This window comes from Stenotrophomonas maltophilia group sp. Smal17 (assembly GCF_030237045.1).
Lineage (GTDB): Bacteria > Pseudomonadota > Gammaproteobacteria > Xanthomonadales > Xanthomonadaceae > Stenotrophomonas > Stenotrophomonas forensis.
On record NZ_JASJSU010000007.1, the window covers coordinates 23,737 to 48,257 of the forward strand.

Consider the following 24,521-nt stretch of genomic DNA (forward strand, 5'->3'; position numbering starts at 1 on the left):
TCAAGGCGCCGGATCGTGCACTCCCGCTGCGATCCGGTTGATGTCCGCGCACTCCACCGTGGCCGGCGGATGCTCCCGGCCGGCCAGCGCGATCATTGCCTGGCCCAGTGCCAGATTGCTGGTCACCAGCGAGGGCGCGATCGCGCCGGCCAGTTTCATCAGCGGCGCGCCACCCCAGTACAACGGCTTCAGCAGGCCATGGCGGGTGCCGGTGCCTTCCACCGGGCGCACGCCACCCGGGCGCAACATCACCGTGCGAACCGGCAATGCCTGCAGTGCCTGCTCGGTTTCGCCCTTGATGCGCAGCGGCATCAGCCGGCTGCCCGCATCTGCGCCTGCACCGGACACATACAGGAAGCACCCCTGCGGATTGGCCGCTGCCCACGCCCGGGCAACGGCAAGCGTGGTGTCCAGCGTAACCCGGCGGTACTCGGCCTCGGCGGTGCCTACCGGCGGCGCACCGGCACAGTAGAAGCAGGCATCGAATCCTGCCAGTTCATCCTGCCGCGCTTCGACGTGCAGGAACTCCGGCACGATCAGTTCGCTGCCGGCTCCGCGGAGGCTGCCCGGATGCCGGACCAGTGCAGTCAGCTGAGACACCTGGTGCGAGCGCTGACAGGCCAGGGCCACGCCCTGCCCCACCAACCCGGTAGCGCCGGTCAACAGAACCCGCAATGCACCGGCAGCCGCCATTGTGGTCCCCCTAAAGCTTCACGAAACGCTGGATCTTCCGCGCCAGCCAGCCACTGAACACCAGCGGCGCATCCAGCGCGGACACGCAGATGCACGGCACGCCCGGTGCGGTGACGGGCTGGTGCTCCACCTCCTCATCCAGGTCCGCCACATCGCCCGGCGCGAACAGGCCCAGCGCGTCGTTGTACGAACCGCGCAGGATCTGGGTCAGTTCACTGCGTCCGTGGCTGTGCATCGGCAGGCACTTGCCCGGCGCGATCTTCAGCATGATCAGCGATGGCATCTGTTCGGCGCGGATGCAGTGCACGCCCGGCGCCATCCAGCGCCAGCGCAGGGCTGCCAGCGACGCACCGAAGTACGGGTGCAGCGACGCCGGCAGGTGATCAGGATCGGCCTCTGGGCGCTCCCGCCGCGGCACGCTCGCCGCCATGGGCAGGCTGATGGGCGACTCGCTGGCAAGCTGCGCCAGCATCGCCTCGCGCAGCGCGCTCCGGCGTGCGTCACCTTCGGCTGAGGCAGGTTGCGTCTGTTCCAGCAGCACCGACCCGATCGCCTCAGCGTCGCGCAGGCGCTGGCGGCACTGCGAGCATTGCTCCAGGTGGGCGCCGGCCACGATGCTCAACGGCGCGGGCAGCGCACCGGCCGCATAGCTCATCAACGTGGACTCGTGCAGATGGTGGTGCGGGTTCACGGCGCACCTCCCACTTTCGACTGCAGTTGCAGGAACGCACGTCGCAGATGCGATTTGACCGTGCCCAGCGGCATGCCCAGCGCCTCGGCAATCTCGCTGTGGCTCTTGGCTTCGAAATAGGACATCCGCACCAATCGCGCCTGCACGGCAGGCAGCTCGTTGATGCGCTGGCGCAGCCGCGCCTGGTCAGCGAACTGTTCGGCACTGCTGCGTTCGACCATATCCACGGTTGCCGCGTCCTCCACCGCCGCCTGCACCTGCAGCCAGCTGCGCTCGCGCCGCACCCGATCGATCTGCAGGTTGCGGGCAATCCGGTACAGCCAGGTACTCAGCGCACCCTGGGCAGCGTCGTAGTCGGCCGCGCGAAGCCACAGCCGCAGCAGGCATTCCTGCGCCAGTTCTTCGGCCACCGCATCCGGCGCCCCCAGGCCGCGCAGATAGACGCACAGCCGCGGCATGAAATGGTCGTAGATCCGCATGAAACAGTCGCGGTCGCGCAGGCGAGCGACCCTGTCCATGTCACCGGCCCAATTCGTCGGCTCGCTGCTCGGCTGCTGGGAACTGGACACGATGCGTGCGGTATCGAAGGTGAGGAGAGTGCTGGCGGCGTCAGGGTACATCTGCGTTCGCGGCGGGCAGGTGAAGGTCTGTCCTCTGTACGCGCACCGGTGGCGATTGGATGCAGGCCACGTACCGCATCCATCCGGCCGCGCCTGCCGTATGACCAGGGCCCTCCCTGCGGATGACGATCATGCGGACCGCCTGGCTGCTGTTGTGCCTCCCCCACGCCGCGCTGGCAGCCCCCTGGCTGCGGACCGAAGGCCTTGCCAGCACCGGGCAAGGCGCCACTGCCTATCGGGAAGTGCACTGGCAGCGCGACGCGACCGAAGGCGCCGAACGCTGGGTGCTGTACCAGTGCCCGGATGGGCGCCCCTTCGCCCGCAAGCACCTGCCCGCGACCTCCCGCCCGCAGGCGCGCGGCTACTCGCTGGACGATCTGCGCAGCGGCCAGAAGGTGCAGATCGAGGTGGCCGGCGGCAGTGTCCTGATCGACTGGAAGGAGGATGCCGATGCGCCATCGCGCCAGCGCCGCCTGGAGTTGCCTGCTGATGCCGTGATCGATGCCGGCTTTGACGCCGCCGTGCGCCAGCATTGGCCGGCGCTGATGCGCGGCGAGCGCATCTCGCTGCCTTTCCTGGTTCCGGGGCGGCAGCGCTATTTCCCTGTACAGGTTCGCCGCACTGCCCCGCTGCGCTGGCAGGGGGTGGCCGCGCAGCAGATCGAGGCCAGCCTCGACACCTGGTATGGCGGCATCGCACCGCGCCTGCAGCTGGTCTATGCCGATACCGATCGACGACTGCTGGAGTTCCAGGGCACCAGCAACCTGCGCGATGCACGCGGCCACTATCCGCAGGTGGTGGTTCGATTCGCCGCTGCTGCGCGCGCAAGCAGCGCCAGCGAATGGCAGCAGGCCTGGGCGCAACCGCTCGTCGCCGGTTGCGGCGTGACGTCCGGGTGAAGCGAAACTAACAGCGGAAGCACGCATCCAGTGGGCATTGTGCTGCGTAGAGAGAAGACACGACCCCCTTCGAGACCCCTCATGGCCTCTGCAGCGCCCCTCCCCCGTCGCCGTTGGCGCCTGCTGCGCACAGTGCAGCGCTGGGTCGACACCGGCAGTGCTGCAGACAGCGCCGTCGACCGCCCCGGGCGTATCGACTGGCTGCGCGCGGTCCCCTTCGCCTTGATGCATGTGGCGTGCCTGGCGGTGATCTGGGTGGGCATGTCATGGACCGCAGTGATCGTTGCGGCGGCGCTCTATGCCGTGCGCATGTTCGCGATCACCGCGTTCTACCACCGCTATTTTTCGCATCGCACCTTCCAGGCGTCGCGAGCGGTGCAGTTCGTATTCGCTGTCATCGGGGCCGCCAGCGTGCAACGCGGACCGCTGTGGTGGGCCGCGCACCATCGCCACCATCACCGCCACGCCGACCAGCCGCTGGACCCGCACTCGCCGCGTGAAGGCGGCTTCTGGCGCAGCCACATGGGCTGGTTCCTGACCCGCGAAGCCTTCGCCACGGACCTGTCGCGCATCCCCGACCTGGCGCGCTTCCCTGAACTGCGTTGGCTGGATCGCTTCGACACCGCGGTTCCCGTACTGCTCGCCGCGGCGCTGTATGCCCTCGGCGCCGCGCTGGAGCGCTGGGCGCCGGACCTGCACACCTCGGGACCACAGTTGCTGGTCTGGGGCTTCTTCATTTCCACCATCGTGCTGTTCCATGCCACCGTGACCATCAACTCACTGGCGCATCGATTCGGCCGCCGCCGCTTCGAGACCCGCGATGACAGCCGCAACAACCTCTGGCTGGCCTTGCTTACCTTTGGCGAAGGCTGGCACAACAACCACCACTTCTTCCCGGGAACCGTCCGCCAGGGCTTCCGCTGGTGGGAGGTGGACCTGACCTGGTACGGCCTGCGCGTGATGGCGGCCCTCGGCCTGGTAAAGGGCCTCAAGCCGATTCCCGAGTGGGTGCTGGCCAAGGCGAGGTACTGACATGCGCATCGCGATCATCGGCTCCGGCATTGCGGGCCTGGCCAGCGCCTGGTGGCTGGACGGCGAACACGAGGTCACGCTGTTCGAGGCCAACGATTATCTGGGTGGCCATACCCATACCCACGACGTGCAGGTGGATGGCCTGCAGATGGCGGTGGACACCGGCTTCATCGTCTTCAATCCGTTGCACTATCCGCTGCTTACGGCATTGTTCGACGAACTGGGCGTGGCGTCCCAACCGACGACGATGAGCTTCTCCCTGCACAGCGAGCGCAGCGGCGTGGAGTACAACGCCACCTCGCTGGACGGGTTGTTCTGCCAGCGCCGCAATCTGCTGTCACCCCGGTTCTGGGGCATGCTGGCCGACCTGCGCCGCTTCTACCGGGACGCGCCCCTGCTGCTGGCCGAGGATGAAGGCCCCACCCTGGGCCAGTACCTGCATGCCCAGCACTACGGCGAGGCATTCATCGAAGAGCATCTGCTGCCGATGGCATCGGCGCTGTGGTCCTCCCCCACCCGCTCGGTGATGGAGTTCCCGGCCCGCTACCTGGCCCAGTTCATGGCCAACCACCAGATGCTGCAGATGGCCGGGCGCTCGCCCTGGCGCGTGGTGAGCGGCGGCTCGGCGCGCTATGTCGACGCGTTGCGCGCCCGCTGGCGCGTGCGTGAGCGGCTGCAGTGCCCGGTGCATTCGGTCGAGCGCATGCCGTGGGGCGCGCGCGTGCACAGTGCTGCCGGCGTAGAGGGTTTCGATGAGGTGATCCTGGCCTGTCACAGCGACCAGGCGCTGGCGCTGCTGGGCGACGCAGACCCTGTCGAACGCGAGGTGCTCGCTGCCATCCGCTACCAGCCCAACGAAGCGGTGCTGCACACCGACGCAACGCTGCTGCCGCGCAATCGCAAGGCATGGGCCGCATGGAACGCGCATGTGCCGCGTGACCCGTCTGCGCCCTGCACGGTCAGCTACTGCATGAACCTGCTGCAGGGCCTGTCCGGTGACACGCCGCTGGTGGTGACGCTGAACCGCAGCGAGGCGATCGACCCGACCAAGGTCCTGCGCACGCTGCGCTACGCCCACCCGGTGCACGACCACGCAGCCGTCCGGGCCCAGCAGCGCTGGCCCGAGCTGCAGGGCCGTCGCCACACCTGGTTTGCGGGCGCGTACTGGGGCTGGGGCTTTCACGAGGATGGAATCCGCAGTGCGCGGCGCGTGGTCGATGCGCTGCGTGCCTGCGAGCCGCACCGGCTGCTGCCGACGGCCGGCGAGATCGCGGCATGAGCGCCAGCGCGCTCTATTTCGGGCAGGTGATGCATCGGCGGCATCACCCGCACCCGCATGCGTTCCGCTACCCGATCGCGCAGCTGCTGCTCGACCTGGACGAGCTCGATACGGTGTTCGCTGGCCGCTGGCTGTGGTCGATCAATCGGCGCAACCTGGCCGAATTCCGCCGCAGCGACTACTTCGGTGATTCCACGCGGTCACTGGCCGATGCAGTACGCGACCATGCCGCGGCCACCCTTGGCTTCCGGCCTGCCGGCCCGGTGCGCCTTCTTACCCACCTGCGCTTTGCCGGGCATGTGTTCAATCCGGTCAGCTTCTACTACTGCTACCAGCCCGATGGCAGCACGCTGGACTGCATCGTGGCCGAAATCACCAATACCCCGTGGAAGGAACGGCATGCCTATGTGCTGCCGGTCTCCACGGCCACCCATGAAGGCACCTCCCTGCGCTGGCAGTTCGACAAGCGCTTCCACGTCTCGCCCTTCATGCCGATGGACTGCTGCTATGACTGGCGCTTCAACCTGCCCGGCGATGACCTGCGCGTGCACATGCAGGTCTGGCGCGACGGTGTCCGCCAGTTCGATGCCACCCAGGCCATGCAGCGCCGCGCACTGGATGGCCCCGGCCTGGCGCGGGTGCTTGCCCGCTATCCGCTGATGACGCTGCAGGTGGTGGCCGCCATCCACTGGCAGGCCTTGCGCCTGTGGCTGAAGCGCAACCCCGTCCACGACCACCCCAACCTTGCCGGGAAACCGCGATGAACTCGATGACTCCTTCGGTCGCGCTGCCGCGCCCCGGCGCACTGGATGCCTTCCTGCGCCGCCGCCTGCTGGCCCAGCTCGCCCCGCTGCGCGAGGGCCGGCTGTGTGTGCGTGACGCGCTCGGCGAAGTCTGGCTTGGCGATGCCCGGGGCGAACTGCATGCCACCGTCACCATCGAGAACCCGGCGTTCTACAGGAAGGTCGCCGCGCAAGGCAGCGTCGGCGCAGGCGAGAGCTACATCAACGGTGAATGGCGCTGCGACGATCTGGTCGCGCTGATACGGCTGCTGGTACGCAACCGCGATCTTCTCGACAGCATGGAACACGGCCCGGCCCGCGTCGGCGGTTGGCTGCTGCGCGGCTGGAACCGCCTGCGCCGCAACAGCCGTGAAGGCAGCCGCCGCAACATCGCCGCGCACTACGATCTCGGCAACGACTTCTTCGCCCTGTTCCTGTCGCCGGACCTGATGTATTCCTCGGCGCTGTTCTCCGATGAAAGCGAGCCGCTGGAATCGGCCTCGCGGCGCAAGCTGGACCGCATCTGCCAGCAGCTGCGGCTCAGCCCTGGCGATCGCGTGGTGGAGATCGGCACCGGCTGGGGCGGCTTCGCCGTGCATGCCGCTACGCACTATGGCTGCCACGTCACCACCACCACCATTTCCGCCGAACAGCATGCGCTGGCCGCAGAGCGCGTGCAGGCCGCCGGCCTGCAGGACCGGGTCACCCTGCTGATGCAGGACTACCGCGACCTGCAGGGCCAGTTCGACAGGCTGGTCTCGATCGAGATGATCGAAGCCATCGGCGCCGAGTACTTGGACACCTATATGGCGACGTTGCAGCGCCTGCTGAAGCCGGACGGCGTGGCCCTGCTGCAGGCGATCACCATCGAGGATCACCGCTACGAGCAGGCCCGGCGCAGCGTCGACTACATCAAACGCTACGTCTTCCCGGGTAGTTTCATTCCATCCATCCACGCGATCATGGCGGCCAAGACCCGATCCAGTGACCTGCAGCTGATCGCCCAGCAGGATTTCGGGCACTCCTATGCGCTGACCCTGCGCGCCTGGCGCCAGCGCTTCCTGGCGCAGTTGCCCGCGGTGCAGGCACAAGGCTTCGACGCGCGCTTCTGCCGGCTGTGGGAGTTCTACCTGGCGTACTGCGAGGGCGGCTTCCTCGAGCGCTCGATCGGTGTCTCGCACCTGTTGCTGGCACGCCCTGGCCATCGGCCGATCCAGGATGCGGGCGGTGGGCACTGAGATGCGCCGCTTCTGGGCCAACCTGCTCGGCAACCAACTGGTCTGGCTGAGCGCCGTGGCCGGCGCCGGTCGCGGCTGGCAATGGCCCGCACTGCTGGCTGCGTCGCTGTACATCGGCAGCCAACTGCTCACTTCGCCGCAGCCGAGGCTGGACCTGCGGCTGCTGGCGTGGGCGCTGGCCTGCGCCTGGCTGGTCGACGCCAGCGCAGCGGCCAGCGGCACGGTGCGTTATGCCGCCGCCGCGTTCGGTTGGGCGCCGCCGCCGTGGATCATGGCGCTGTGGGCGGCGTTCGCGATGACGCTGACTACCTCGATGCGCTTCCTGCAGCGGCATGCCGCGCTGCCGATGCTGTTCGGCCTGCTGCTGGCCCCGCTGGCCTACCTCTCTGCTGCGCGCGGCTTCGACGCGGTGCGGTTTGCAGCGCCGGCATGGCACGGCTTGCTCGTGCTCGGCGTTGGCTGGAGCATCGCGCTTTCCCTGCTGTGCAGCCGTGCCCGGCGCGGATCGCGAGGCACGCCGCAGCCACCCCTCGCTGGAGCGCCGTCATGATCGACCTGTTATGGGTGCTGTTGTACGCCGTGCTGATAATGAGCTGGGGCTGGGCCTGGCAACGCCGCCACACAAACATCGGTGTAGTCGATGTGCTGTGGGCCAAGGGCGTCGGTGCATCTGCACTGTTGCTTGCGTTGCTTGGCGATGGCGCGCTGGTGCCACGGATGGCGCTGGGCGTGCTCGGCGGCGTGTGGGGCAGCCGCCTCGCCCTGCATCTGTGGCATCGGGTCCGTCACGAAGCGGAGGACGGACGCTATCGCTACCTGCGCGAGCACTGGCACGGCCACCAGGGAAAGATCTTCGGTTTCTTCATGGCCCAGGCCCTGCTGATCATCCTGTTCGCCCTGCCCTTCGTCGCGGTGGCGGCCAACCCACGGCCGGGGCTGACGATCTGGATCGTGGCCGCTGCGGGGGTCTGGCTGCTCAGCGTGGGGGGTGAAGCGCTGGCCGACCGCCAACTGGCCTGCTTCCGCGCCAACCCGGCCAACAAGGGCCGCACCTGCCGGGATGGCCTGTGGCGCTACTCGCGGCACCCGAACTATTTCTTCGAATGGCTGCACTGGTTCACCTATGTGCTGTTGGCCGTGGGTTCGCCACTGTGGTGGATGGCCTGGCTTGGACCGCTGCTGATGTATGTATTCCTGCGCTACCTCAGCGGTATTCCGTTCACCGAAAAGCAGGCCCTGCGTAGTCGCGGCGATGACTACCGCGAGTATCAGCGCACGACCCCGATGTTCTTCCCCTGGTTCCCCCGGCCTTCCAAGGAGCATTCCGCATGAACGCGATCCCGTCACAGAACCCCACCGAAGCGGGTGAGAGCGGGCTGATCGCCTGGGCCGAGCGCGGCTGGGTTCCGGATGCAGCCTTGCGCGCTGGCATCCGGCGCCTGTGCGCGCAGCGCCTGCACGAGGAAGCCGAGGGCGGCATCGAGGGCCAGTCGGCCCGCTTCAACCGCCGCATCGCCGAATTGGCCGACAGCCCACTGGCGCTGCATGCCGATGCCGCCAACCGCCAGCACTACGAGGTGCCCGCCGCCTTCTTCCAGGCTTGCCTGGGCAGGCAGCTGAAGTACAGCAGTTGCTACTACCCGACCGGCAACGAGACGCTGGACCAGGCCGAAGACGCGATGCTGGCCCTGTACGGCGAACGTGCCGGGCTGGCCGATGGCCAGCACATCCTGGAGCTGGGTTGCGGCTGGGGCTCGCTGACCCTGTGGATGGCCGAGCGCTATCCGCTCGCGCGGATCACCGCCGTGTCCAACTCGAACAGCCAGCGCCAGCACATCCTGGCGCAGTGTGCGTCGCGTGGGCTGCACAACGTCGAGGTGCTCACCCGCGACGTCAATCAGCTGGAACTGCCACACGCGCAGTTCGACCGCTGCGTCTCGGTGGAAATGTTCGAACACGTGCGCAACTACCAGCGCCTGCTCGCGCGCATCGCGCAGTGGCTGAAGCCTGACGGCGCGCTGTTCGTGCATATCTTCGCGCACCGCACGCTGATGTATCCGTTCGAAACCGACGGCGGCGACAACTGGATGGGCCGGCATTTCTTCACCGGCGGGCTGATGCCTGCCGCCGACACCCTGCTGCACTTCCAGCACGACCTGCAGTTGGAGCAGCGCTGGCTGCTGGACGGCACCCACTACCAGCGCACGGCGGATCACTGGCTGGCCAACCAGGATGCGGCCCGCGACCGCGTGATGCCGGTGCTGGTTGCCACCTACGGCCAGGCCGCCGCAAAGGTCTGGTGGCAGCGCTGGCGCATGTTCTGGATGGCCTGCGCCGAACTGTTCGGCTACGACGATGGCCAGCAGTGGCTGGTGGCCCATTACCTGTTCCGTCCCCGCTGAGGTGTCGCATGCGCATGTTCTCGTTGCTCCCCCTGCTGGCGGTCGGACTGTTCGGTACCGGTTGCAGCTCCAATGACACACGCCCCTTGCCGCGCCCGCCATCGGTGGACGTGCCACGCTTCATGGGCGACTGGTATGTGATCGCCCACATTCCCTCGCGTCCCGAGCGCGAGGCGTTCGATGCGGTCGAGAGTTACGCGCTGCGGCCCGATGGGCGCATCCAGACCACCTTCACCTATCGCAAGGGCAGCTTCGACGCGCCACAGAAGTCGATGCACCCCATCGGCCGGGTAGAGAGGGAAGGAAACGGCGCCGTCTGGGGCATGCAGTTCATCTGGCCGATCCAGGCCGAGTACATCATCGCCTGGCTGGCCGATGACTACGGCCAGACCATCGTGGCGCGCAGCAAGCGCGACTACGTCTGGTACATGGCACGCACGCCACAGGTCTCGGACAGCGACTACCAGCAGGCGGTGCAACGCATCGCGGCAATGGGCTATGACACCCGGAAGCTGCGACGGGTACCGCAGTCGGTGCGATGACCCCAGCTGCGGCCCTGCGCGGCCGCTCGGCCAGCCTTTCGCACCAGGCTGACACTGCGCATCCACGGTGTTGATGCGGCAGCTCGCACACTGCGGTTCCCCACGTGAAACAGGCACCATCGGCATGCATCCCGAATCCCGCCCGCACATCTGCAACCTGCTGCTGGTGGAGGACCAGTTCGACCTGGCCACACTGATGGAGCAGGCGCTGCAGCAAGAGGGCGACCAGGTCACGCATGCCTACAGCGTGTTCGATGCACTGGGCCTGCTCGACACCCGGCAGTTCGACGGCGCCGTGCTGGATATCGAGCTGCGCGACGGCGTGGTGTTCCCGGTCGCCGATCGCCTGGCCGCGCTCGGCGTGCCCTATCTGTTCGTGTCGGCGGTCTATGACCAGCTGGTGCCGGCACGGCATCGCGGCGCCCCGTTCGTTGCCAAGCCATTCCATCTCGAAAAGCTGCAGCGGGCCGTGCAGCACGCCATCAGCGGCAGCCCCGCCATTGCATCGCCGGGGCCGGAAGGCGCCCCTCGCAATCCAGCGCACCCACAGGAGGCAGCCGCTCCCGGCACTCAATCCAGCGCGAACCCTGCAACCCTGCCTTCTTCGTCGGGGCGGATCATGTAGGGCATGAAGACGCCGGGGCCGAACGTCGCCACGTAGCGGTACATCGTGCCCTTCTCGCTGGCCTGCGTGCCCTTGAAGACCAGGGCGTCCGGCTTGCCATAGGGCCCGACCGCCTTCGCCAACCCGGCACCCAGCCCCGCCTCCAGCCTTGTACGCAGGTTCGCGCTGAAATCCGCATAGCCGCGCCCGGCCTGCAACTGTTCAAACGTGGCCCGTGCCCGTGCCGTCACGGCAGCGTCTTCGCCAGGCGCGGGCTGGCTCCACGCAGCGACGATGGCGGGATGGAGCGCACTGAAGACCGCATTGGTCAGCGTGATGCCGGCCTCCGGCGTCTTGTCCCCCAGATTGGTGAAAGCAATGATGCGCAGCCCAAGCGCGGGGAAGTACTCGTCGGCGGTGGTGAACCCCTGCGAGCCGCCGGTATGGCCGATCCTGGCCTGGCCGTAGACCGCATTGACGAACAACCCGAGCCCATAGTCGGCGCTACCGCCCTCAGCGGTGTGAACCGGCGTGATCATTTCGCGGTAGCCGGCCTGGCTGACCACCCGCCCCCCGCTCAGGCCACGATCCCAGCGCGCGAGATCGTCCAGCGTACTGACCAGAAAGCCGGCAGCGCCACTCCAGTCCGGGTGGAAATAGGGTGATCGGCGCAGGACGCCCGCCTCGTGCCGGTACCCCACCGCCATGTCCTGCAGTCGCTCCGTATCGGCGAGGGTGAAGGTGTGCCGCATGTCCAGCGGCTCAAGCAGATGCTGGCGCACGTAGTCGACGTAACGCTCGCCCGATACCACCTCGATCACCCGGCCGAGCAGGATGTACCCGGTATTGGAGTACGACCAGCGGCTGCCCGGCGCGAAATCGAGAGGACGATCGCGGATGCGCGCGATCAGCCGATCAAACGCAACCGGCTGCGTCGCCAGGGCATCGACCTCCTGTTCGGGCCCGTCGAAATAATCGTGCAGGCCGCTGGTGTGGGACAGCAGCTGGCGCAGGGTCACCTCGTGCGCATGCGGGGCGTCCGGCAGGTACCTGGCCAGCGGATCATCCAGGCTGAGCTTGCCGGCCTCCTGCAGTTGCACGACCGCAGCGGCGGTGAACTGCTTGGTGATCGAGCCGATCTCGAAGGGCGTGTCGGTGCGCACCGCCAGGCCCCGCGCCAGGTCGCGCTGGCCATAGGCCTTGGCGTGAATCAAGCGCCCGTCCTGGAGCACCATCACCGCCGCACCGGGAACACTGAAGCGGCGCATGACCTGGCCGACGCCGCGGTCGATCCCCTGGATCGCGGCCGCATCCAGTGGGGCGCTCGCCCTGCTCGCGGCATCGCTGCGCGGCCCTTCCGTGGCAACAGCGGGCCGGGCACTGCCGATCGTCACCAGCAGCAGGCCCGCCAGGGCCATCCAAAAGCGTGCCGTGCGCATTCCCGCCCCGATTATTCAAATTTGAACTATAGTTTGAATTATGAAATCCGCCACTGCAAGCCACTCCAGCCCAGCACCGCTCAAGCTGACACCCGCCCAGCTTGCCGCGATGGCCTCGCCCGCACGGATGGCGATACTGCAGCGCCTGGACGCGGAGGGTCCGGCCAGCATCCGCGAACTGGCCGAGCGCCTGGGCCGCCCCGCCACAGCGCTCTACCACCACCTGGCGCACCTGCAGAAGCACGGCCTGGTGCGCATCACCGAACATCGCGACACCGGCCGCCGCCCCGAAGCCGTCTACGCGGCGGCCTCAACACGGCTGTCCTCCCGCGACGCGGTGCGCACCCCGTCCGGCCGGCGGAGCCTTGTCCGCGTGGCGACACGCGTGGTCGCCGCCACCCTGCGCGCGTTCGCCTCGGCCGCCACCCAGGCCGCCGCCCGCTTTGAAGGGCCACAGCGCAACTGCGCGGCCAGGCACCTGTCCTTCCGCGCCGATGACGAGCAACTCGCCCGCATCAACGCATTGATCGAAGCGCTTGAGGCCACCGCGCTCGACGCCGGCACGCAGGGCGCCCCCCTGCTGCTGACCGTACTGATGGCGCCCGCCGCACACAGGCCGCGCGGACCCTCGACCTGACCGTCCATGCATCGCTACCATCAATGAACATTGCCAAGTTCGATATTCATTGACGATCGAAACTTAGGAATAATCGCAAAAATCCGACAAATTCAATGTGCGGCATGACAACGGCGCCAGAATGATCGCCACGCCCGCGGGCGCTGACCACCTCTGTGCGCATGAATGGATATCCTGCACCGCGCCTGTTGCACCTGGCACTATTGGACGATCACGAAGTGGTCCGTCGCGGTACCGCACTGCACCTGTCCCAGGACGCCCGCTTCAGCATTGTTGCCAGCCACGGCCACAGCGACGCGTTCATCCAGGACCTGCATGCAACGCCGGTGGATGTGGCCATCATCGACCTCACTCTGGCGCGCGGGGACCGCGACTGCATGGCGCTGGTGGAGCTGCTGCGCGCGACGTTCCCCGCCATTCCCCTGCTGGCCTTCGCCACCCTGTCACCCAGCATACATATCGGCCCCCTGATCGACGCCGGCGTCAGCGGCGTGGTCAGCAAGGCTGAGCCGCTGCCACTGCTGTCCGAGGCAATCGTACGCGTGTCGCTGGGGCTGGACCGGCTGCCTCCCGACTGCCGGCATCCGGCAGACGGCGAAGATCTCAGCCGCAACGAACGTGAAGTGCTTCACCTGCTGCTGGCCGGCCTTACCGTCTCGGAGATCGCCCAGTTGCGCCATCGCAGCATCAAGACGGTCAGCACCCAGAAGAAGTCCGCGCTACGCAAGCTGGGCCTGCGCAACGATGCAGAGATCTATGCCATGCGACATCAGCTGGAGGCACTGTGAGCCGGCGCCATCGCCCGCACTTCGCCCCTGTCCTGCTGCTGGCCCTGCTCCTGTTGCCGACAGTCTCGGCCGGGGATGCACCGTCGCAACGATGGGCGGCGGGCCGCGAGGTCCGCGTGGCCACCGCGCCCTCGCTGCGCCCCTTGCCACCGGCGCTGGCTGATACGGCTCCGCTGCCCACCCTTGCCCATGGCTACGCCACGCTTGTGGCACGCCACTCGCAGCTGCGCTTCACCGAACACCCCTACCCCAGCACGGGCTCCTCGGTAGTCGCGGTATGCCGGGGCGATGCCGACCTGGTACTGGTCATCGGCGCGGTCAGGCCACTGCACCAGCCCTGCGCCAACCTTGTTGCCTCCACTCCCTTCCGCGGCGGCAGGACCGTCCTGGCCGGCCGGAACGGAGGGCGCCTCCCGCACGATGTTGCACAACTGGAAGGACGCACACTGGCCGTCGTCAATGGCGGGCCCTACGCCGAGTGGCTGCAGGCGCATCATCCACACCTCCGCCTGCTGCACCTGCCCGATCGGCACGCAACACTGGTGGCCGTTGAAACAGGTGCCGCCGATGTCGCAATTGGCCTGGAATCGACGCTGCAACCGATGATCCGGCGACACTTCGGCGGCACGCTGCAACTGCAGCCCTTCGAAAGCGCGTTCTCCACCGACCTGTACCTGCTGGTGCGCAGCATTGACCGCCAACTGCTGGCGCGCATCGACCAGGCACTGCAGGACATCACGCTGGAAGAGCATGCCGGCCTTCTGCAGCTCTGGGCCCGGCAGGCACTGCCCGCCTCGATCCAGCGCATGTTCGATCAGATGCGCATGCCACCGCCGCACTGGCTTCTGGCCTTGATCGCAGTGCTGGCCGGCCTGCCGATCCTGTGGCACGTCGCGGCCCGTCGCACCAGGCGCGAACGCCGTCGCCATGCCCGCGCGGCAGGCATGGTCAGCCATGAGATGCGCAATTCGGCGCAGGCGATGCTGATGTCGATCGACCTGCTGGGCCGGTCACCCCTGGCCAGCGGTCAGCGCGAACTGCTGGCGGCCGCCACGGCCGCCGGGCGCTCGCTGCGCAGCCTGTTGAACCGCTCAATGGATTTCTCGCGCCTGGCTGGCGGCGGCTTCAAGCCGCATGTGGGCGCCTGCGATGTGGCGTCTCTCTGCCAGCAATCGCTCGACGCGATCCGGCCACAGGCCCGGCTGAAGGGATTGCAGCTTCGATTCGACTGCAGCCCCGACCCTGCGCCGACGATCGCACTCGATGCAGAAGCACTGCGGCAGATTGTCGACAACCTGCTTGGCAACGCGGTGAAGTTCACCGATGTGGGCGGCATCGATCTGCGCGTGCAACTGATGCCGCCGGTCCAGCCGCGGGCACTGGTGCTGGACGTGATCGACAGCGGCATCGGCATTGATGCCCGGCACGCCGGGCGGCTGTTCCGCGCCTTCCAGCAGGGCGAGGACGGCCAGATGCGCGGCGGCAGCGGCCTGGGCCTTTCCATCGCCCGCGAACTGGCCCGCGCCATGCGTGGCGACCTCACCGTGCACAGCGTCGTGGGACGCGGCAGCCGCTTCACCCTGTGCCTGCCGATACAGGCCGCCGACGACGATGTTGCGCCCGCAGAGGACCCTGCCGCCGGCCGTCCACTTGCCGGCCTCGACCTTCTGCTGGTTGAAGACCATGCATTGAACCGGCAGATCATCGCCGAGCAGTTGCGTCGGTTCGGTGCGAGCGTGCGTGCCGTTGCCGACGCGGCAGGCGCGCTGGACGAGCAGAGCCGCAGCCCGCGCCGGATCGTGCTGCTGGATATCGGCCTGCAGGGCATGGATGGCTACGCACTGGCGCAGCAACTGCGCAGCCAGGCCAGTGGGCCGCTGCGGCTGGTGGCGCTGTCCGCCCGTACCGGGCGCAGGCACCTGGCGCGCTCGCGCAAGGCCGGATTCGACGCCGTTCTGACCAAACCCCTGCAGGTTGCGCACCTGCTGCAGGCGCTGCAGCTGACGCCCATCACCGGTATTGCAGCCCGCACGCCCCTGGCAGCGCTGGACCACGTCCATCTGGCCGATATCCGCGGCGAACTGGAAGGCATCGAGCGGGCGCTGGCCGATCACGATGCAAGGGCCATGCGCCATCATGCGCACCGCCTGCAAGGGACACTTCAGATCTGTGGCGCCGCTGCCCAGGCCGACATCGCGGCCGATCTGTGGGAACTGGGTCATGATGCCGCGACGGACTGGATCGACGCGCGGCGACTGCTGCAGGTGCTGTGGCACTGGCATGGCTCCCGCACTGCGGAAGCCATGCCTGCCAACTGATCAGGCGGCCAGACGCTCGACCTGGCGACGGGTCAGGTCATTGAAGCGACCCAGCGACATCAGGTGCTGGTGGATCAGCGCCAGCCAGCCGCTGCGGTGCCACTCGACCACGGTGGCTTCCGGCAGCGCAACGAACTTTTCGACGTCGACCACCTGGAAACCATTGAGGTTGAACTCGCGGCCATCCGGGGTACGCACGGTGGCGTTGCGCTCGACCAGCAGGCCGTTGTCGATCAGGGCCTTGGAGAAGGCCTGGGTCTGCTCGTGCTCACGGGTGAACTGGCCGCAGAATTCCAGCGCCTGCTGCACCATGTCGGTGGCCTTGCCGTCGACGAACAGCGGCTGGCCTTCGTCACCGCCCTTGACCACGCGCGGGCTCTCTTCATCGATGCCCAGCAGGAAGTCGTTGTCCGCACCGGTGTCGATGAAGATGAAGGGATGGCGACGCAGGTAGGCCGGGATGTAGGCCTCGTCTTCCCACAGGCCGTCCTTGATGAACAGGTTCTCTTCCGACACGCCGACGGCAGCCATCGGCACCGCGGTCGGGCCGGCGAACAGGATCGGGAAGTGGTGCAGCGCCAGCGAGAACTCGCCCAGCACCAGCGGAATGGCGTTGTTGCCGGCGGCGAACTCGAGCTTGCCCGGCAGGACGCGCAGATCGGCGTGCACATCGGCCTGCAGCGGCACCGGACGGGTGTAGAACAGGGGAGCGCCGCTCGGCGCCGCTTCGGTGGTGGTGTCGCTGGTGGTGGTCATCTTGGGAACCGTTCGATCATGCGCGCCTGCCATCCCGGGCGCGCCAGCGGGAACAACCTGAATCCCGCATTATCAACAAGCTCGATGACAAGGGCCACCCCGGTGAGGGCCTATTTCAGCTGCAGGGGGTATCGCTGCCACAGCACGTGGACGAGAAAACCGGCCAGTTCGGTATCACGGGCGCTCACCGCAGCGCGGATCTTGTCCAGCAGCACCATGTCCGAGCACGAGCGCACATCGGCGTGATTGGCCTGCCCTGCCCTGCGCGCACGGTAGCGCGCAGCCCGCTGTGCATCACTCATTGCGTACCCGAACTTGGGCGGACGACCGCGCTTGCGCGGCAGGGTCAGCTCCAGGGTTCCGGGGTCTTTGTCATCACGCATGGGCGGGGTGCGGGCGGCGGCGAGCAACGGGGGGTGCGCAATTTATCGTGAGGCATCACTTTAATCCAGCTTTTTCTGCAGTTTTGTTGCAATGCAGTGCAAATGCATCACGCCTCCGGCAGCAGAACCACACCACGCGTGGATGCCTCACCAAGGCCCACGCAAAAAGGGAGCCCGCGAACGGGCTCCCTTCACCTTCCTCATGCAGCGCGTACGGGCTCGTAACCGTGCAGATGCGCCTCGCTGCTGGCCCGCCCCTGGCTGAGCGAACGCAGCGAGGTGGTGTAGCCCACCAGCTGCGCCAACGGTGCGAATCCGCTGACCTCGGCGCGACCGTCCTGGTCCTCGATGCGGGCGATGCGGCCGTGACGGCGATTGAGGTCGCCGACCACGTCGCCCACCGACGCCGAGGGCGAATGCACCGTCACCGCCATCACCGGCTCCAGCAGCTGCGTGCCGCCTTCTGCCAGTGCCGCCTTGATCGCCTCGGCGCCGGCGCGATGGAACGCCATTTCCGAGGAATCCTTGGCATGGGTCTGTCCATCGACCAGGCTGACCTCGATGCCGACCACCGGATGCCCCTGCGGGCCTTCCGACAGCGCGGCGCGCACGCCCTTCTCCACCGCCGCGATGAAGCTGCGCGGCACCACGCCACCGACGATGCGATCGTTGAACACGACCTCACCGTCCTCGCGCGGCGCCACGTCCAGCACCACCTGCGCGAACTGACCCTGGCCGCCGGTCTGCTTGACCAGCCGGCCGACCACGCCGGCCACTGCACGCATCGGCGTCTCCTGGTAGGCCACGCGCGGCGCGCCCACGCCCACCTCGACCTTCCATTCGCTGCGCAGGCGCTCGACCATCACCTCCAGGTGCAGTTCGCCCATGCCCCAGACCAGGGTTTCGGCCGTATCGCGATCGGTTTCGACGCGGAACGACGGGTCCTCCTGGGCCAGGCTGGCCAGCCCCTGCGCCATCCGGATCAGGTCGGCGGCACGCGCCGGCTCCAACCGCCATGCCAGCACCGGCGCCTGTGCCTGGATGTTCTCCAGGCGCAACGGCTGCGCACGGCCGCTCAGCGTTTCGCCACTGACCGCATCCTTCCAGCCCAGCACCGCGACGATGTCACCGGCCACGGCCTGTTCGATGTCGTGGGTCTGGTCGGCCTGCACCCGCACCAGGCGGCTCACACGCCGTCCCTGCGGATGCTGCGAACTGGCCACGGCATCGCCGACCTTCAAGGTGCCCGAGTACAGCCGCACGAAACTCAACGCGCCGTGCTGCTGGTGGGTGATCTTGAACAGCAGGCCCGCCAACGGACCGTCCGGATCCGGCGGCAGCACCATCTCGCCGTCCTCGCTTTCAGCGACCACGGCAGGCCGATCCAGCGGCGATGGCAGGTAATCGACCACTGCGTCCAGCAGCGTTTCGATGCCCTTGTCCTTGAACGCCGCGCCGGCCAGTACCGGCACCCCGGCACCGGCCAACGTTGCGCGCCGGATGGCTGCACGCAGCTGTTCCGCATCGATCACGCGGCCTTCCAGCCAGGCATCGGCAAGTGCTTCATCGTGGTCGGCCACGGCCTCGACCAGCGCATCGCGCTGCGCCTGCCACTGCGTGCGCGCTGCGTCGTCCCACGGGGTGATCGTCGCCGCAGCACCTTCGTGCCACTGCAGCACCCGCTCATCGACCAGATCGACCCAGCCGTTGAAGTCGCTCTCGCTGCCCAACGGCACGCCCAGCGCCCACGGCCGCGCGCGCAGCTTGTCCTGCAGCTGCTCCAGCACGCGCTCGAAGGAAGCACCGACGCGATCCATCTTGTTGACGAACGCAATCAGCGGCACGCGGTGGCGGCGCGCCTGGCGCCACACGGTCTCGGACTGCGGCTGCACGCCATCCACCGCCGAGAACACGGCCACGGCGCCGTCGAGCACGCGCAGCGAACGTTCGACCTCAATGGCGAAGTCGATGTGGCCGGGGGTGTCGATCAGGGTCAGCCGATGCGACGGCAGGTCGCGCGGCGACCATTGCGCCTGCACGGCAGCGGCGCCGATGGTGATGCCACGTTCGCGCTCGATCGCCGAGAAATCGGTGGTCGCATTGCCGTCGTGCACTTCGCCGACGCGATGGATCTCGCCGCTCTTCCACAGCAGACGTTCGGTCAGCGTGGTCTTGCCGGCGTCGATGTGGGCAATGATGCCGAGGTTGCGGCGACGGGAAAGGGTCTGGGTGTTCATAAAGAGATTCCTGCAAAGCCAACTTCGGGGGCCGCGCACCCCGGTTGGCGACAGGGCGCGCGGCTAGCGTTCGGTCTCGGCGATCTGGTGCATGGCACGTTCTCCTTGCGGTACATCGGGTTACGGGGAATGGAACTGCGGAAACGAAAAGAGCGCCCCGGAGGGCGCTCTGTCGAAGGTCCAGCGATGGCCGTCTCAACGGCCTCGTGGGGCTCCAGGCAGACACGCCCGTTCCGCGCGTGCGCGGGTCAGGGTGAAAAACTTCAGGAGCGGCATCCGGTTCATGGGGCGCATTCTAGACCTGCCAATCTGGCGCGCAAGTGAATATTGCATACATTGATGGAACGATGCGCACCACTACAGACCCACCCATGGGGTGGCTGCAATCGGTCCCTGGCGCCTTACTTGCACCCATGCAGCGAGCGGGCCTCCGCCACGGTCGCTGCACGGTCATCCCCCATCGAGACCCATCCTTTCAGCGACATCGCCGGATCCACCTGCGCCTGGCGCGGGCCGCCATGGATCAACACCTCGGTCCAGCTGCCGACCGGCACCAGCTCGGACAATCTCGCCGCTTGGTCGTCTTCGGTGCTGAACATGTCGTCCGGCGACGCGGGCTTGGCGTTGTTCACGGTCTCGGTCTTGCGCACCCGGACCCGCAGCGCGCCATCCGGCATGCGCTGGGTCATAACCTCATGGCGTTCGACGCCGTAGGCCCACGTGTTCTCGCCAACGCCACGGGTTTCGCTGCCGTCATCCGCGACCGCCACCACCTCGCCTGCCGGCCCGATCACTCCTGCCACCGCACCCAATCCCGACATCAGTGCCTGGTAGACAATCATCTGCCGCTGCTCGGTCGTCAGCGAACCGGCATCCGCCTTGCCCGCAGACAACTTCAGATAGGCCGCCTCCTTGCACAACACCAGGACCTGCTGGTCATCCCAGCTCACCGACATTTCCTCGTTGGCGAAGTACTGCGTCTTCAACGACGTAACGGCGCCACCCTTACCCTCTGAATGCCGCGTTTCGGTCAACGAGGCGTTCTCGGCTGCATCGGTGAGTGATACCGGAGAGGTGGCAGCCGCGTTGGCGGCGCACACGGAAGCAAGCAGGGCGGCAAGCAGCACGCCGCGCGGAGCGGTACGGAACATTGGGTCAGTCCATTGAGGGATTCGAGCACGCCATGATATGCCAACGAGACTCGACAGCCCCATCCCAACCCCGGATCAGCTCATCTCGCCATAGGTACAGCCTACCGTCACCCACCCCGGCGAATAGGACAGATCGACAATCAACCGTATGTGTCGATTGTCCGGAAGCGTTCTGTAGAGATTGAGGCCTTTCCAGCCATGCTCTCTTTCCATGGCCTCGGCATTCCAGCGCGACGACATGCCTCCAATGCGCTTGGCAATGGACATCCCCCGTGCCATCTCCTCGCCGATCGGAACCGGTATGGCAAGAAGCATCTCCTGGCGACCCGACACATGCACTAGCGACGACGACTCTCCCCACGCCGTCGTGGACGTCCGGGTTTTCCAGAGCATCAGTGCCGCGCCAACGCCCGCATCGCTCTGGGTGAAATCGGTGAGGTCGCCCGCTGCGATCCGGCCAGTGAAAGCGTCCAGCTCCTGGTGAGTCAGCTGACACTGCAACAAGCGGGAAAGAATCGATGACGTGTCCTGTTGCGCCTGGGCTGAGAATGAGAGGCCGACAGCCACACAGAACGCAGCCAGCCGCTTACCCCAGAACCTGTCCATCACCATGCCCACGTTCAACACCTTCTACGAATCTTCGATGAAGGCCCATCAATGCGGCAGTGCATCCAAGAAGTAAAGCCGGTGCACGGACTTCCGCGGCCTCCTCGTTGGGCGACGTGCATCCTGCCGTTGCAGCAACTGCTGACGGGAAGCCACATGCGTCACAGGCGACGTGGAGATGACGCCTGATCGTACGATTTTCGTACTTCTTGTATACCGCCAATGACAGCGGCAAGTGAACATGCGCCGACCCTATCCCGAGGCGGCGCACATGAGCAAACCGACAGAAAAGTTCCCCAATGACCCATCACGGCTTGCATGGGCGTCACTTCTGCTGGGCAACTGGCTGACTGCAATCGTTGCCATCGTGTACGCAAACAAAGCCGCGTCACTTCATCTCGCGGGCCGGGCAGAACTCAGCCTGGCCGCCGCACGCAGATCCCGGGCCTGGGCTTATGCATCATTTGCCCTGCTGTGGATTCCGTTCGCCATAATAGTTGCCGCCGGCATGTACCTGCGTCTCACGGGATCGCGGTAGCCCCCGTACTCAGGCCACCACCACCAGCGGCACACCACGTCGCGGATGCTGCAGCACCACCACATCCTGCTGGTAGACCCGCTGCAGGTTGTCCTCGGTCAGCACCTGCAGCGGCGTGCCATCTGCGGCCACCCTGCCCTGCTCCAGCAGCACGATGCGATCGGCATAGCCGGCCGCCAGATTCAGATCGTGCAGTACTACGATCACGCAGGCGCCGGCTTCGGCACAGGCACGCACGCTGCGCAGGGTGCGCTCCTGGTGACGCAGGTCCAGCGCGGCGGTCGGCTCATCCAGCAGCAGCAGCGGCGTTTCCTGCGCCAGTACGCGCGCAAACGTGGTGCGGGCGGACTCGCCACCGGACAGCTGCTGCACTTCGCGCAGGCGCAGCGCCTGCAGTTCGGCGGCATCGATCGCCGCTTCCACCTGGGCATCATCGGCAACCGGGTCGGGCGGGTGCGGCAAGCGCCCCATCGCCACTACCTCTTCCACGCTGAAGGCGAAACGCACGCCATGCTCCTGCGGCATCACCGCGCGCTCGCGTGCCAGTGGCCCCGCCTTGTAGCCTGCCAATGGTTTGCCGCGCAGGCTCACCTCGCCCGCATCGGCGCGAAGATCACCGGCCGCCACCGCCAGCAACGTGGATTTGCCTGCACCATTCGGGCCCACCAGTGCGGTCACCGTCCCCGGCTCGAACGCGAGCGATATGCCGTGCAGGATCTCGCGCTGCTGGCGGCGCACCACCACCTCGTGCAGTTTCAACAGCACGCTCATGGTGCGGCCTTGCGGCGCTGCTGCAGCACCAGCCAGAGGAAGAACGGCGCGCCCAGCGCAGCCGAGAACAGGCCCAGCGGAATCTCCGCCGGCGGGTCGAGCGTGCGCGCCGCGGTGTCGGCCACCACGATCAGCAGTGCGCCCAGCAGGCCGGACAACGGCAGCAGCCAGCGATGGCCGGGGCCAACCAGCAGGCGCGCCACGTGCGGCACCACCAGGCCAACAAAGCTGATCGAACCGGCAAAGGCCACCGCCGCGCCCACCAGCAGCGCACTGAACGCGACCAGGCGACGGCGCGTACGGGTCACGTCCAGCCCGAGGTGCTGCGCCTGGCGTTCGCCCAGCGCCAGCATGTCGAGGGGCGTGGCCAGCCGTTGCAGCGCGAACACGCCGATGGCGAACAACGGCACCACCGCTGCCACATCGGCCCAGTTGGCGCGTGCCAGCGAACCCATCTGCCAGAACACCAGCGACTGCAGTTCACTTTCGCTGGCAATGTAGGTCAGGAAGCCGATCAGCGCCGAGCAGAACGCGGCCATTGCGATGCCGACCAGCAGCAGCGTGGCATTGCCACTGCCCTTGCCCGGGCGCGCCAACGCGTAGGTCAGGCCGATCGCCAGCGCGCCGCCAACGAACGCGGCGACCGGCACCAGCCAACCCGCAGCACCGGCAGCGCCGAGCACGATGGCGGCCACCGCACCCAGTGCCGCGCCCTGGCTGACGCCAACGATGCCCGGATCGGCCAGGGGATTGCCGAACAGACCCTGCAGGCTGGCCCCGGCCATCGCCAACGACGCGCCGACCATCGCCCCCAGCAGCGCACGCGGGATGCGCAGCTGCCAGACCACGGCCAGGTCACGACTGCTGACCGCCTGCGGATCGAGCAGGCCCAGCTTCACGCCCAGCGCCTGCACCACTTCCAGCGGCGGCAACCGCAACGGACCCACGGCAAACGACGCCAGCACCGCCCCCAGCAGTGCCAGCAACGCCACCATCAACATCATCCGCCCGCGACGGCGGCGCCGATCCGCCGGACTCATGCCTTCGGCAACGCCGCCAGGGCCTTGGCCAGCGCCAGCGCACCGGCACCAGAGCCCACGCTGGTGTACTTCAGCTGCACGTCCGGCATCACCCAGACCCGATTGGCCTGCCCGGCCGGGGTCTGCTTCAGCGTCGGATAGGACTTCCACAGGCCTTCGGCCCCGCCGAACAACTGCAGGTCATGCTCGGTCACCAGGATCACCTCCGGGGCTGCCGCGACCACGCCCTCGTTGCTCAGCTGCGAGTAGTTCTTCACCCCCGCTTCGGTACCGATGTTGACGCCACCGGCCAGTGCGATCAGCTGCGCCGACGCGCTGTCGGCCCCGGCCACGGTCGGCGCGCCGCCGGCGCCGGTTGCCGATACGTGGATCACCCGTGGCGCATGGCCCAAGCCCTTGCCAATCGCTGCAGCCTCGTCCAGCTGACGCTGCACCTGCGTGGCAAGCGCCTGCCCTGCCTCGGCCAGCCCGAGTGCAGCGGCGACCTTGCGCACCTTGTCAGGTGCCGGCTGCAGATCGTCGATGACCACCGCCGGCTCGCCCACTTCGCGCAGCTTCTTCGCCAGCTCGGTATGGCGGCGCAGGCTGTTGCCCAGGAACAGCGAGCCCTGCAGGCTCAGCACGCCCTCTACGCCGGTGGTGCGGTTGAACAGGAACTGGTGCGGCGCGGCCAGGCCCGCCTGGGTGGTGGTGTTGGTCGGCGCGGCGAAGACCTGCTTGCCAAGGCCCAGCGCCTCGATCACCGCAATGACATCGTCGCCACCGGCGATGATCCGGCTGGTGTCGGCCACCTCGATATCGGCGCCGTCATCGGAATGCACCTTGGCCGGCAGCACCGCCTTCTGGTCGTGCACGGCCGGCATCTCGGCACCGGCCACGCGCTGCCAGCCTGCTGGCAAGGCACCTTCAGCCGCCGCCGTGGCGGCCGGCGCCTCGGCAGGCTTCTGGCCCTCGGACGGGGCCGGCGCGCCACCGCAGGCGGACAGCGCCAGCGAAACAGCCAGGGGAAGCGCACACAGGCGCAGACGGGACGCGATGTTCATGGAGGTTCTCCTTGCTGGCCGGGCGCTGGGGG

General features: G+C 67.4%; 25 protein-coding genes and 1 pseudogene. 14 read left to right on the forward strand and 12 right to left on the reverse strand.

The features are described 5' to 3' along the window. Genes QRO93_RS03635 through QRO93_RS03645 form a run of 3 tightly spaced genes read right to left on the reverse strand, consistent with a single transcriptional unit; the run spans position 1 to position 2,004 of the window. The gene (locus QRO93_RS03635) at positions 1–693 is read right to left on the reverse strand and encodes an oxidoreductase (RefSeq protein WP_180878339.1); all 693 of its coding nucleotides are present in this window, start codon (positions 691–693) and stop codon (positions 1–3) included. Positions 694–703: 10 nt separating this feature from the next. Next, positions 704–1,384, reverse strand: coding sequence for a ChrR family anti-sigma-E factor (locus tag QRO93_RS03640; protein ID WP_180878338.1), 681 nt, complete (start codon positions 1,382–1,384; stop codon positions 704–706). Then, the gene (locus QRO93_RS03645; protein WP_180878337.1) at positions 1,381–2,004 is read right to left on the reverse strand and encodes a sigma-70 family RNA polymerase sigma factor; all 624 of its coding nucleotides are present in this window, start codon (positions 2,002–2,004) and stop codon (positions 1,381–1,383) included. The genes QRO93_RS03640 and QRO93_RS03645 overlap by 4 nt, the downstream gene beginning before the upstream one ends. 131 nt (positions 2,005–2,135) lie before the next feature. Here QRO93_RS03645 and QRO93_RS03650 point away from each other — a divergent pair, with 131 nt between their 5' ends. The 10 genes and pseudogenes from QRO93_RS03650 to QRO93_RS03695 all read left to right on the forward strand — a co-directional run. After that, entirely contained in the window at positions 2,136–2,903 is a 768-nt protein-coding gene (locus QRO93_RS03650; RefSeq protein WP_180878336.1) for a hypothetical protein, read from the forward strand. A gap of 81 nt (positions 2,904–2,984) precedes the next feature. Further along, positions 2,985–3,935, forward strand: a complete 951-nt coding sequence (locus QRO93_RS03655) for an acyl-CoA desaturase (protein ID WP_180878335.1) — start codon at positions 2,985–2,987, stop codon at positions 3,933–3,935. A gap of 1 nt (position 3,936) precedes the next feature. Then, on the forward strand, positions 3,937–5,214 hold the full coding sequence (locus QRO93_RS03660) for an NAD(P)/FAD-dependent oxidoreductase (protein ID WP_180878334.1): 1,278 nt from the start codon (positions 3,937–3,939) through the stop codon (positions 5,212–5,214). Further along, entirely contained in the window at positions 5,211–5,978 is a 768-nt protein-coding gene (locus QRO93_RS03665; RefSeq protein WP_053449722.1) for a DUF1365 domain-containing protein, read from the forward strand. Before QRO93_RS03660 ends, QRO93_RS03665 begins: the two co-directional genes overlap by 4 nt. Further along, positions 5,975–7,234 carry a cyclopropane-fatty-acyl-phospholipid synthase family protein gene (locus QRO93_RS03670; RefSeq protein ID WP_180878333.1) on the forward strand — a complete coding sequence of 420 codons (1,260 nt, stop codon included), beginning with the start codon at positions 5,975–5,977 and terminating at the stop codon, positions 7,232–7,234. The genes QRO93_RS03665 and QRO93_RS03670 overlap by 4 nt, the downstream gene beginning before the upstream one ends. Position 7,235: 1 nt before the next feature. Next, positions 7,236–7,784: a DUF2878 domain-containing protein gene (locus QRO93_RS03675; protein WP_180878438.1), complete on the forward strand. Its 549-nt coding sequence runs from the start codon at positions 7,236–7,238 to the stop codon at positions 7,782–7,784. Continuing rightward, a complete protein-coding gene (locus tag QRO93_RS03680; protein ID WP_053449719.1) occupies positions 7,781–8,566 on the forward strand; it encodes a DUF1295 domain-containing protein in 786 nt (261 codons plus the stop codon). Before QRO93_RS03675 ends, QRO93_RS03680 begins: the two co-directional genes overlap by 4 nt. Then, positions 8,563–9,636, forward strand: a complete 1,074-nt coding sequence (locus QRO93_RS03685) for a cyclopropane-fatty-acyl-phospholipid synthase family protein (RefSeq protein ID WP_180878332.1) — start codon at positions 8,563–8,565, stop codon at positions 9,634–9,636. Before QRO93_RS03680 ends, QRO93_RS03685 begins: the two co-directional genes overlap by 4 nt. Positions 9,637–9,644: 8 nt before the next feature. Further along, complete coding sequence (locus QRO93_RS03690; RefSeq protein WP_180878331.1) at positions 9,645–10,178, forward strand: lipocalin family protein; 534 nt, start codon at positions 9,645–9,647, stop codon at positions 10,176–10,178. A 124-nt stretch (positions 10,179–10,302) separates the two neighbouring features. Next, positions 10,303–10,689: pseudogene (locus QRO93_RS03695) on the forward strand (response regulator); the annotation flags it as partial. Between the two features lie 59 nt (positions 10,690–10,748). Here the strand turns inward: QRO93_RS03695 and QRO93_RS03700 are convergent. Beyond that, positions 10,749–12,221, reverse strand: a complete 1,473-nt coding sequence (locus QRO93_RS03700; RefSeq protein WP_285303954.1) for a serine hydrolase domain-containing protein — start codon at positions 12,219–12,221, stop codon at positions 10,749–10,751. 40 nt (positions 12,222–12,261) lie between these two features. On the opposite strand from QRO93_RS03700, the gene QRO93_RS03705 reads away from it, so the two are divergent. From QRO93_RS03705 to QRO93_RS03715, 3 genes are all read left to right on the forward strand, one after another. Continuing rightward, positions 12,262–12,858 carry a transcriptional regulator gene (locus QRO93_RS03705; protein ID WP_180878328.1) on the forward strand — a complete coding sequence of 199 codons (597 nt, stop codon included), beginning with the start codon at positions 12,262–12,264 and terminating at the stop codon, positions 12,856–12,858. Positions 12,859–13,019: 161 nt separating this feature from the next. Next, a complete protein-coding gene (locus tag QRO93_RS03710; RefSeq protein ID WP_180878327.1) occupies positions 13,020–13,646 on the forward strand; it encodes a response regulator transcription factor in 627 nt (208 codons plus the stop codon). Continuing rightward, entirely contained in the window at positions 13,643–15,964 is a 2,322-nt protein-coding gene (locus tag QRO93_RS03715) for an ATP-binding protein (protein ID WP_180878326.1), read from the forward strand. Before QRO93_RS03710 ends, QRO93_RS03715 begins: the two co-directional genes overlap by 4 nt. On the opposite strand, the gene QRO93_RS03720 is transcribed toward QRO93_RS03715, so the two are convergent. The 5 genes from QRO93_RS03720 to QRO93_RS03740 all read right to left on the reverse strand — a co-directional run bounded on the left by QRO93_RS03720 (position 15,965) and on the right by QRO93_RS03740 (position 21,109). After that, the gene (locus QRO93_RS03720) at positions 15,965–16,720 is read right to left on the reverse strand and encodes a SapC family protein (RefSeq protein ID WP_040007760.1); all 756 of its coding nucleotides are present in this window, start codon (positions 16,718–16,720) and stop codon (positions 15,965–15,967) included. Positions 16,721–16,830: 110 nt separating this feature from the next. After that, positions 16,831–17,103 (reverse strand): hypothetical protein, encoded by a 273-nt coding sequence (locus tag QRO93_RS03725; RefSeq protein ID WP_005409616.1) that lies wholly within the window; start codon positions 17,101–17,103, stop codon positions 16,831–16,833. A gap of 200 nt (positions 17,104–17,303) precedes the next feature. After that, entirely contained in the window at positions 17,304–19,340 is a 2,037-nt protein-coding gene (gene fusA / locus QRO93_RS03730; RefSeq protein WP_180878325.1) for an elongation factor G, read from the reverse strand. A gap of 401 nt (positions 19,341–19,741) precedes the next feature. Continuing rightward, positions 19,742–20,491, reverse strand: a complete 750-nt coding sequence (locus QRO93_RS03735) for a hypothetical protein (protein WP_180878324.1) — start codon at positions 20,489–20,491, stop codon at positions 19,742–19,744. A gap of 75 nt (positions 20,492–20,566) precedes the next feature. Continuing rightward, positions 20,567–21,109, reverse strand: coding sequence for a hypothetical protein (locus tag QRO93_RS03740; protein WP_180878323.1), 543 nt, complete (start codon positions 21,107–21,109; stop codon positions 20,567–20,569). Positions 21,110–21,368: 259 nt separating this feature from the next. On the opposite strand from QRO93_RS03740, the gene QRO93_RS03745 reads away from it, so the two are divergent. Beyond that, positions 21,369–21,635, forward strand: a complete 267-nt coding sequence (locus QRO93_RS03745) for a CD225/dispanin family protein (protein WP_180878322.1) — start codon at positions 21,369–21,371, stop codon at positions 21,633–21,635. Between the two features lie 9 nt (positions 21,636–21,644). Here the strand turns inward: QRO93_RS03745 and QRO93_RS03750 are convergent, their stop codons facing one another. Genes QRO93_RS03750 through QRO93_RS03760 form a run of 3 tightly spaced genes read right to left on the reverse strand, consistent with a single transcriptional unit; the run spans position 21,645 to position 24,489 of the window. Beyond that, complete coding sequence (locus QRO93_RS03750; RefSeq protein WP_180878321.1) at positions 21,645–22,406, reverse strand: heme ABC transporter ATP-binding protein; 762 nt, start codon at positions 22,404–22,406, stop codon at positions 21,645–21,647. Then, on the reverse strand, positions 22,403–23,446 hold the full coding sequence (locus QRO93_RS03755; protein WP_053449710.1) for an iron ABC transporter permease: 1,044 nt from the start codon (positions 23,444–23,446) through the stop codon (positions 22,403–22,405). Before QRO93_RS03755 ends, QRO93_RS03750 begins: the two co-directional genes overlap by 4 nt. Beyond that, entirely contained in the window at positions 23,443–24,489 is a 1,047-nt protein-coding gene (locus tag QRO93_RS03760) for a hemin ABC transporter substrate-binding protein (protein WP_053449709.1), read from the reverse strand. Before QRO93_RS03760 ends, QRO93_RS03755 begins: the two co-directional genes overlap by 4 nt. Positions 24,490–24,521: the final 32 nt, after the last annotated feature.

Coding starts and splice junctions, on each gene's coding strand:
- QRO93_RS03635 (WP_180878339.1), bottom strand. CDS start 693: ATGGCGGCTGCCGGTGCATTGCGGGTTCTGTTGACCGGCGCTACCGGG.
- QRO93_RS03645 (WP_180878337.1), bottom strand. CDS start 2,004: ATGTACCCTGACGCCGCCAGCACTCTCCTCACCTTCGATACCGCACGC.
- QRO93_RS03650 (WP_180878336.1), top strand. CDS start 2,136: ATGCGGACCGCCTGGCTGCTGTTGTGCCTCCCCCACGCCGCGCTGGCA.
- QRO93_RS03655 (WP_180878335.1), top strand. CDS start 2,985: ATGGCCTCTGCAGCGCCCCTCCCCCGTCGCCGTTGGCGCCTGCTGCGC.
- QRO93_RS03660 (WP_180878334.1), top strand. CDS start 3,937: ATGCGCATCGCGATCATCGGCTCCGGCATTGCGGGCCTGGCCAGCGCC.
- QRO93_RS03665 (WP_053449722.1), top strand. CDS start 5,211: ATGAGCGCCAGCGCGCTCTATTTCGGGCAGGTGATGCATCGGCGGCAT.
- QRO93_RS03670 (WP_180878333.1), top strand. CDS start 5,975: ATGAACTCGATGACTCCTTCGGTCGCGCTGCCGCGCCCCGGCGCACTG.
- QRO93_RS03675 (WP_180878438.1), top strand. CDS start 7,236: ATGCGCCGCTTCTGGGCCAACCTGCTCGGCAACCAACTGGTCTGGCTG.
- QRO93_RS03680 (WP_053449719.1), top strand. CDS start 7,781: ATGATCGACCTGTTATGGGTGCTGTTGTACGCCGTGCTGATAATGAGC.
- QRO93_RS03685 (WP_180878332.1), top strand. CDS start 8,563: ATGAACGCGATCCCGTCACAGAACCCCACCGAAGCGGGTGAGAGCGGG.
- QRO93_RS03690 (WP_180878331.1), top strand. CDS start 9,645: ATGCGCATGTTCTCGTTGCTCCCCCTGCTGGCGGTCGGACTGTTCGGT.
- QRO93_RS03700 (WP_285303954.1), bottom strand. CDS start 12,221: ATGCGCACGGCACGCTTTTGGATGGCCCTGGCGGGCCTGCTGCTGGTG.
- QRO93_RS03705 (WP_180878328.1), top strand. CDS start 12,262: ATGAAATCCGCCACTGCAAGCCACTCCAGCCCAGCACCGCTCAAGCTG.
- QRO93_RS03710 (WP_180878327.1), top strand. CDS start 13,020: ATGAATGGATATCCTGCACCGCGCCTGTTGCACCTGGCACTATTGGAC.
- QRO93_RS03720 (WP_040007760.1), bottom strand. CDS start 16,720: ATGACCACCACCAGCGACACCACCACCGAAGCGGCGCCGAGCGGCGCT.
- QRO93_RS03725 (WP_005409616.1), bottom strand. CDS start 17,103: ATGCGTGATGACAAAGACCCCGGAACCCTGGAGCTGACCCTGCCGCGC.
- fusA (WP_180878325.1), bottom strand. CDS start 19,340: ATGAACACCCAGACCCTTTCCCGTCGCCGCAACCTCGGCATCATTGCC.
- QRO93_RS03735 (WP_180878324.1), bottom strand. CDS start 20,491: ATGTTCCGTACCGCTCCGCGCGGCGTGCTGCTTGCCGCCCTGCTTGCT.
- QRO93_RS03745 (WP_180878322.1), top strand. CDS start 21,369: ATGAGCAAACCGACAGAAAAGTTCCCCAATGACCCATCACGGCTTGCA.
- QRO93_RS03750 (WP_180878321.1), bottom strand. CDS start 22,406: ATGAGCGTGCTGTTGAAACTGCACGAGGTGGTGGTGCGCCGCCAGCAG.
- QRO93_RS03755 (WP_053449710.1), bottom strand. CDS start 23,446: ATGAGTCCGGCGGATCGGCGCCGCCGTCGCGGGCGGATGATGTTGATG.
- QRO93_RS03760 (WP_053449709.1), bottom strand. CDS start 24,489: ATGAACATCGCGTCCCGTCTGCGCCTGTGTGCGCTTCCCCTGGCTGTT.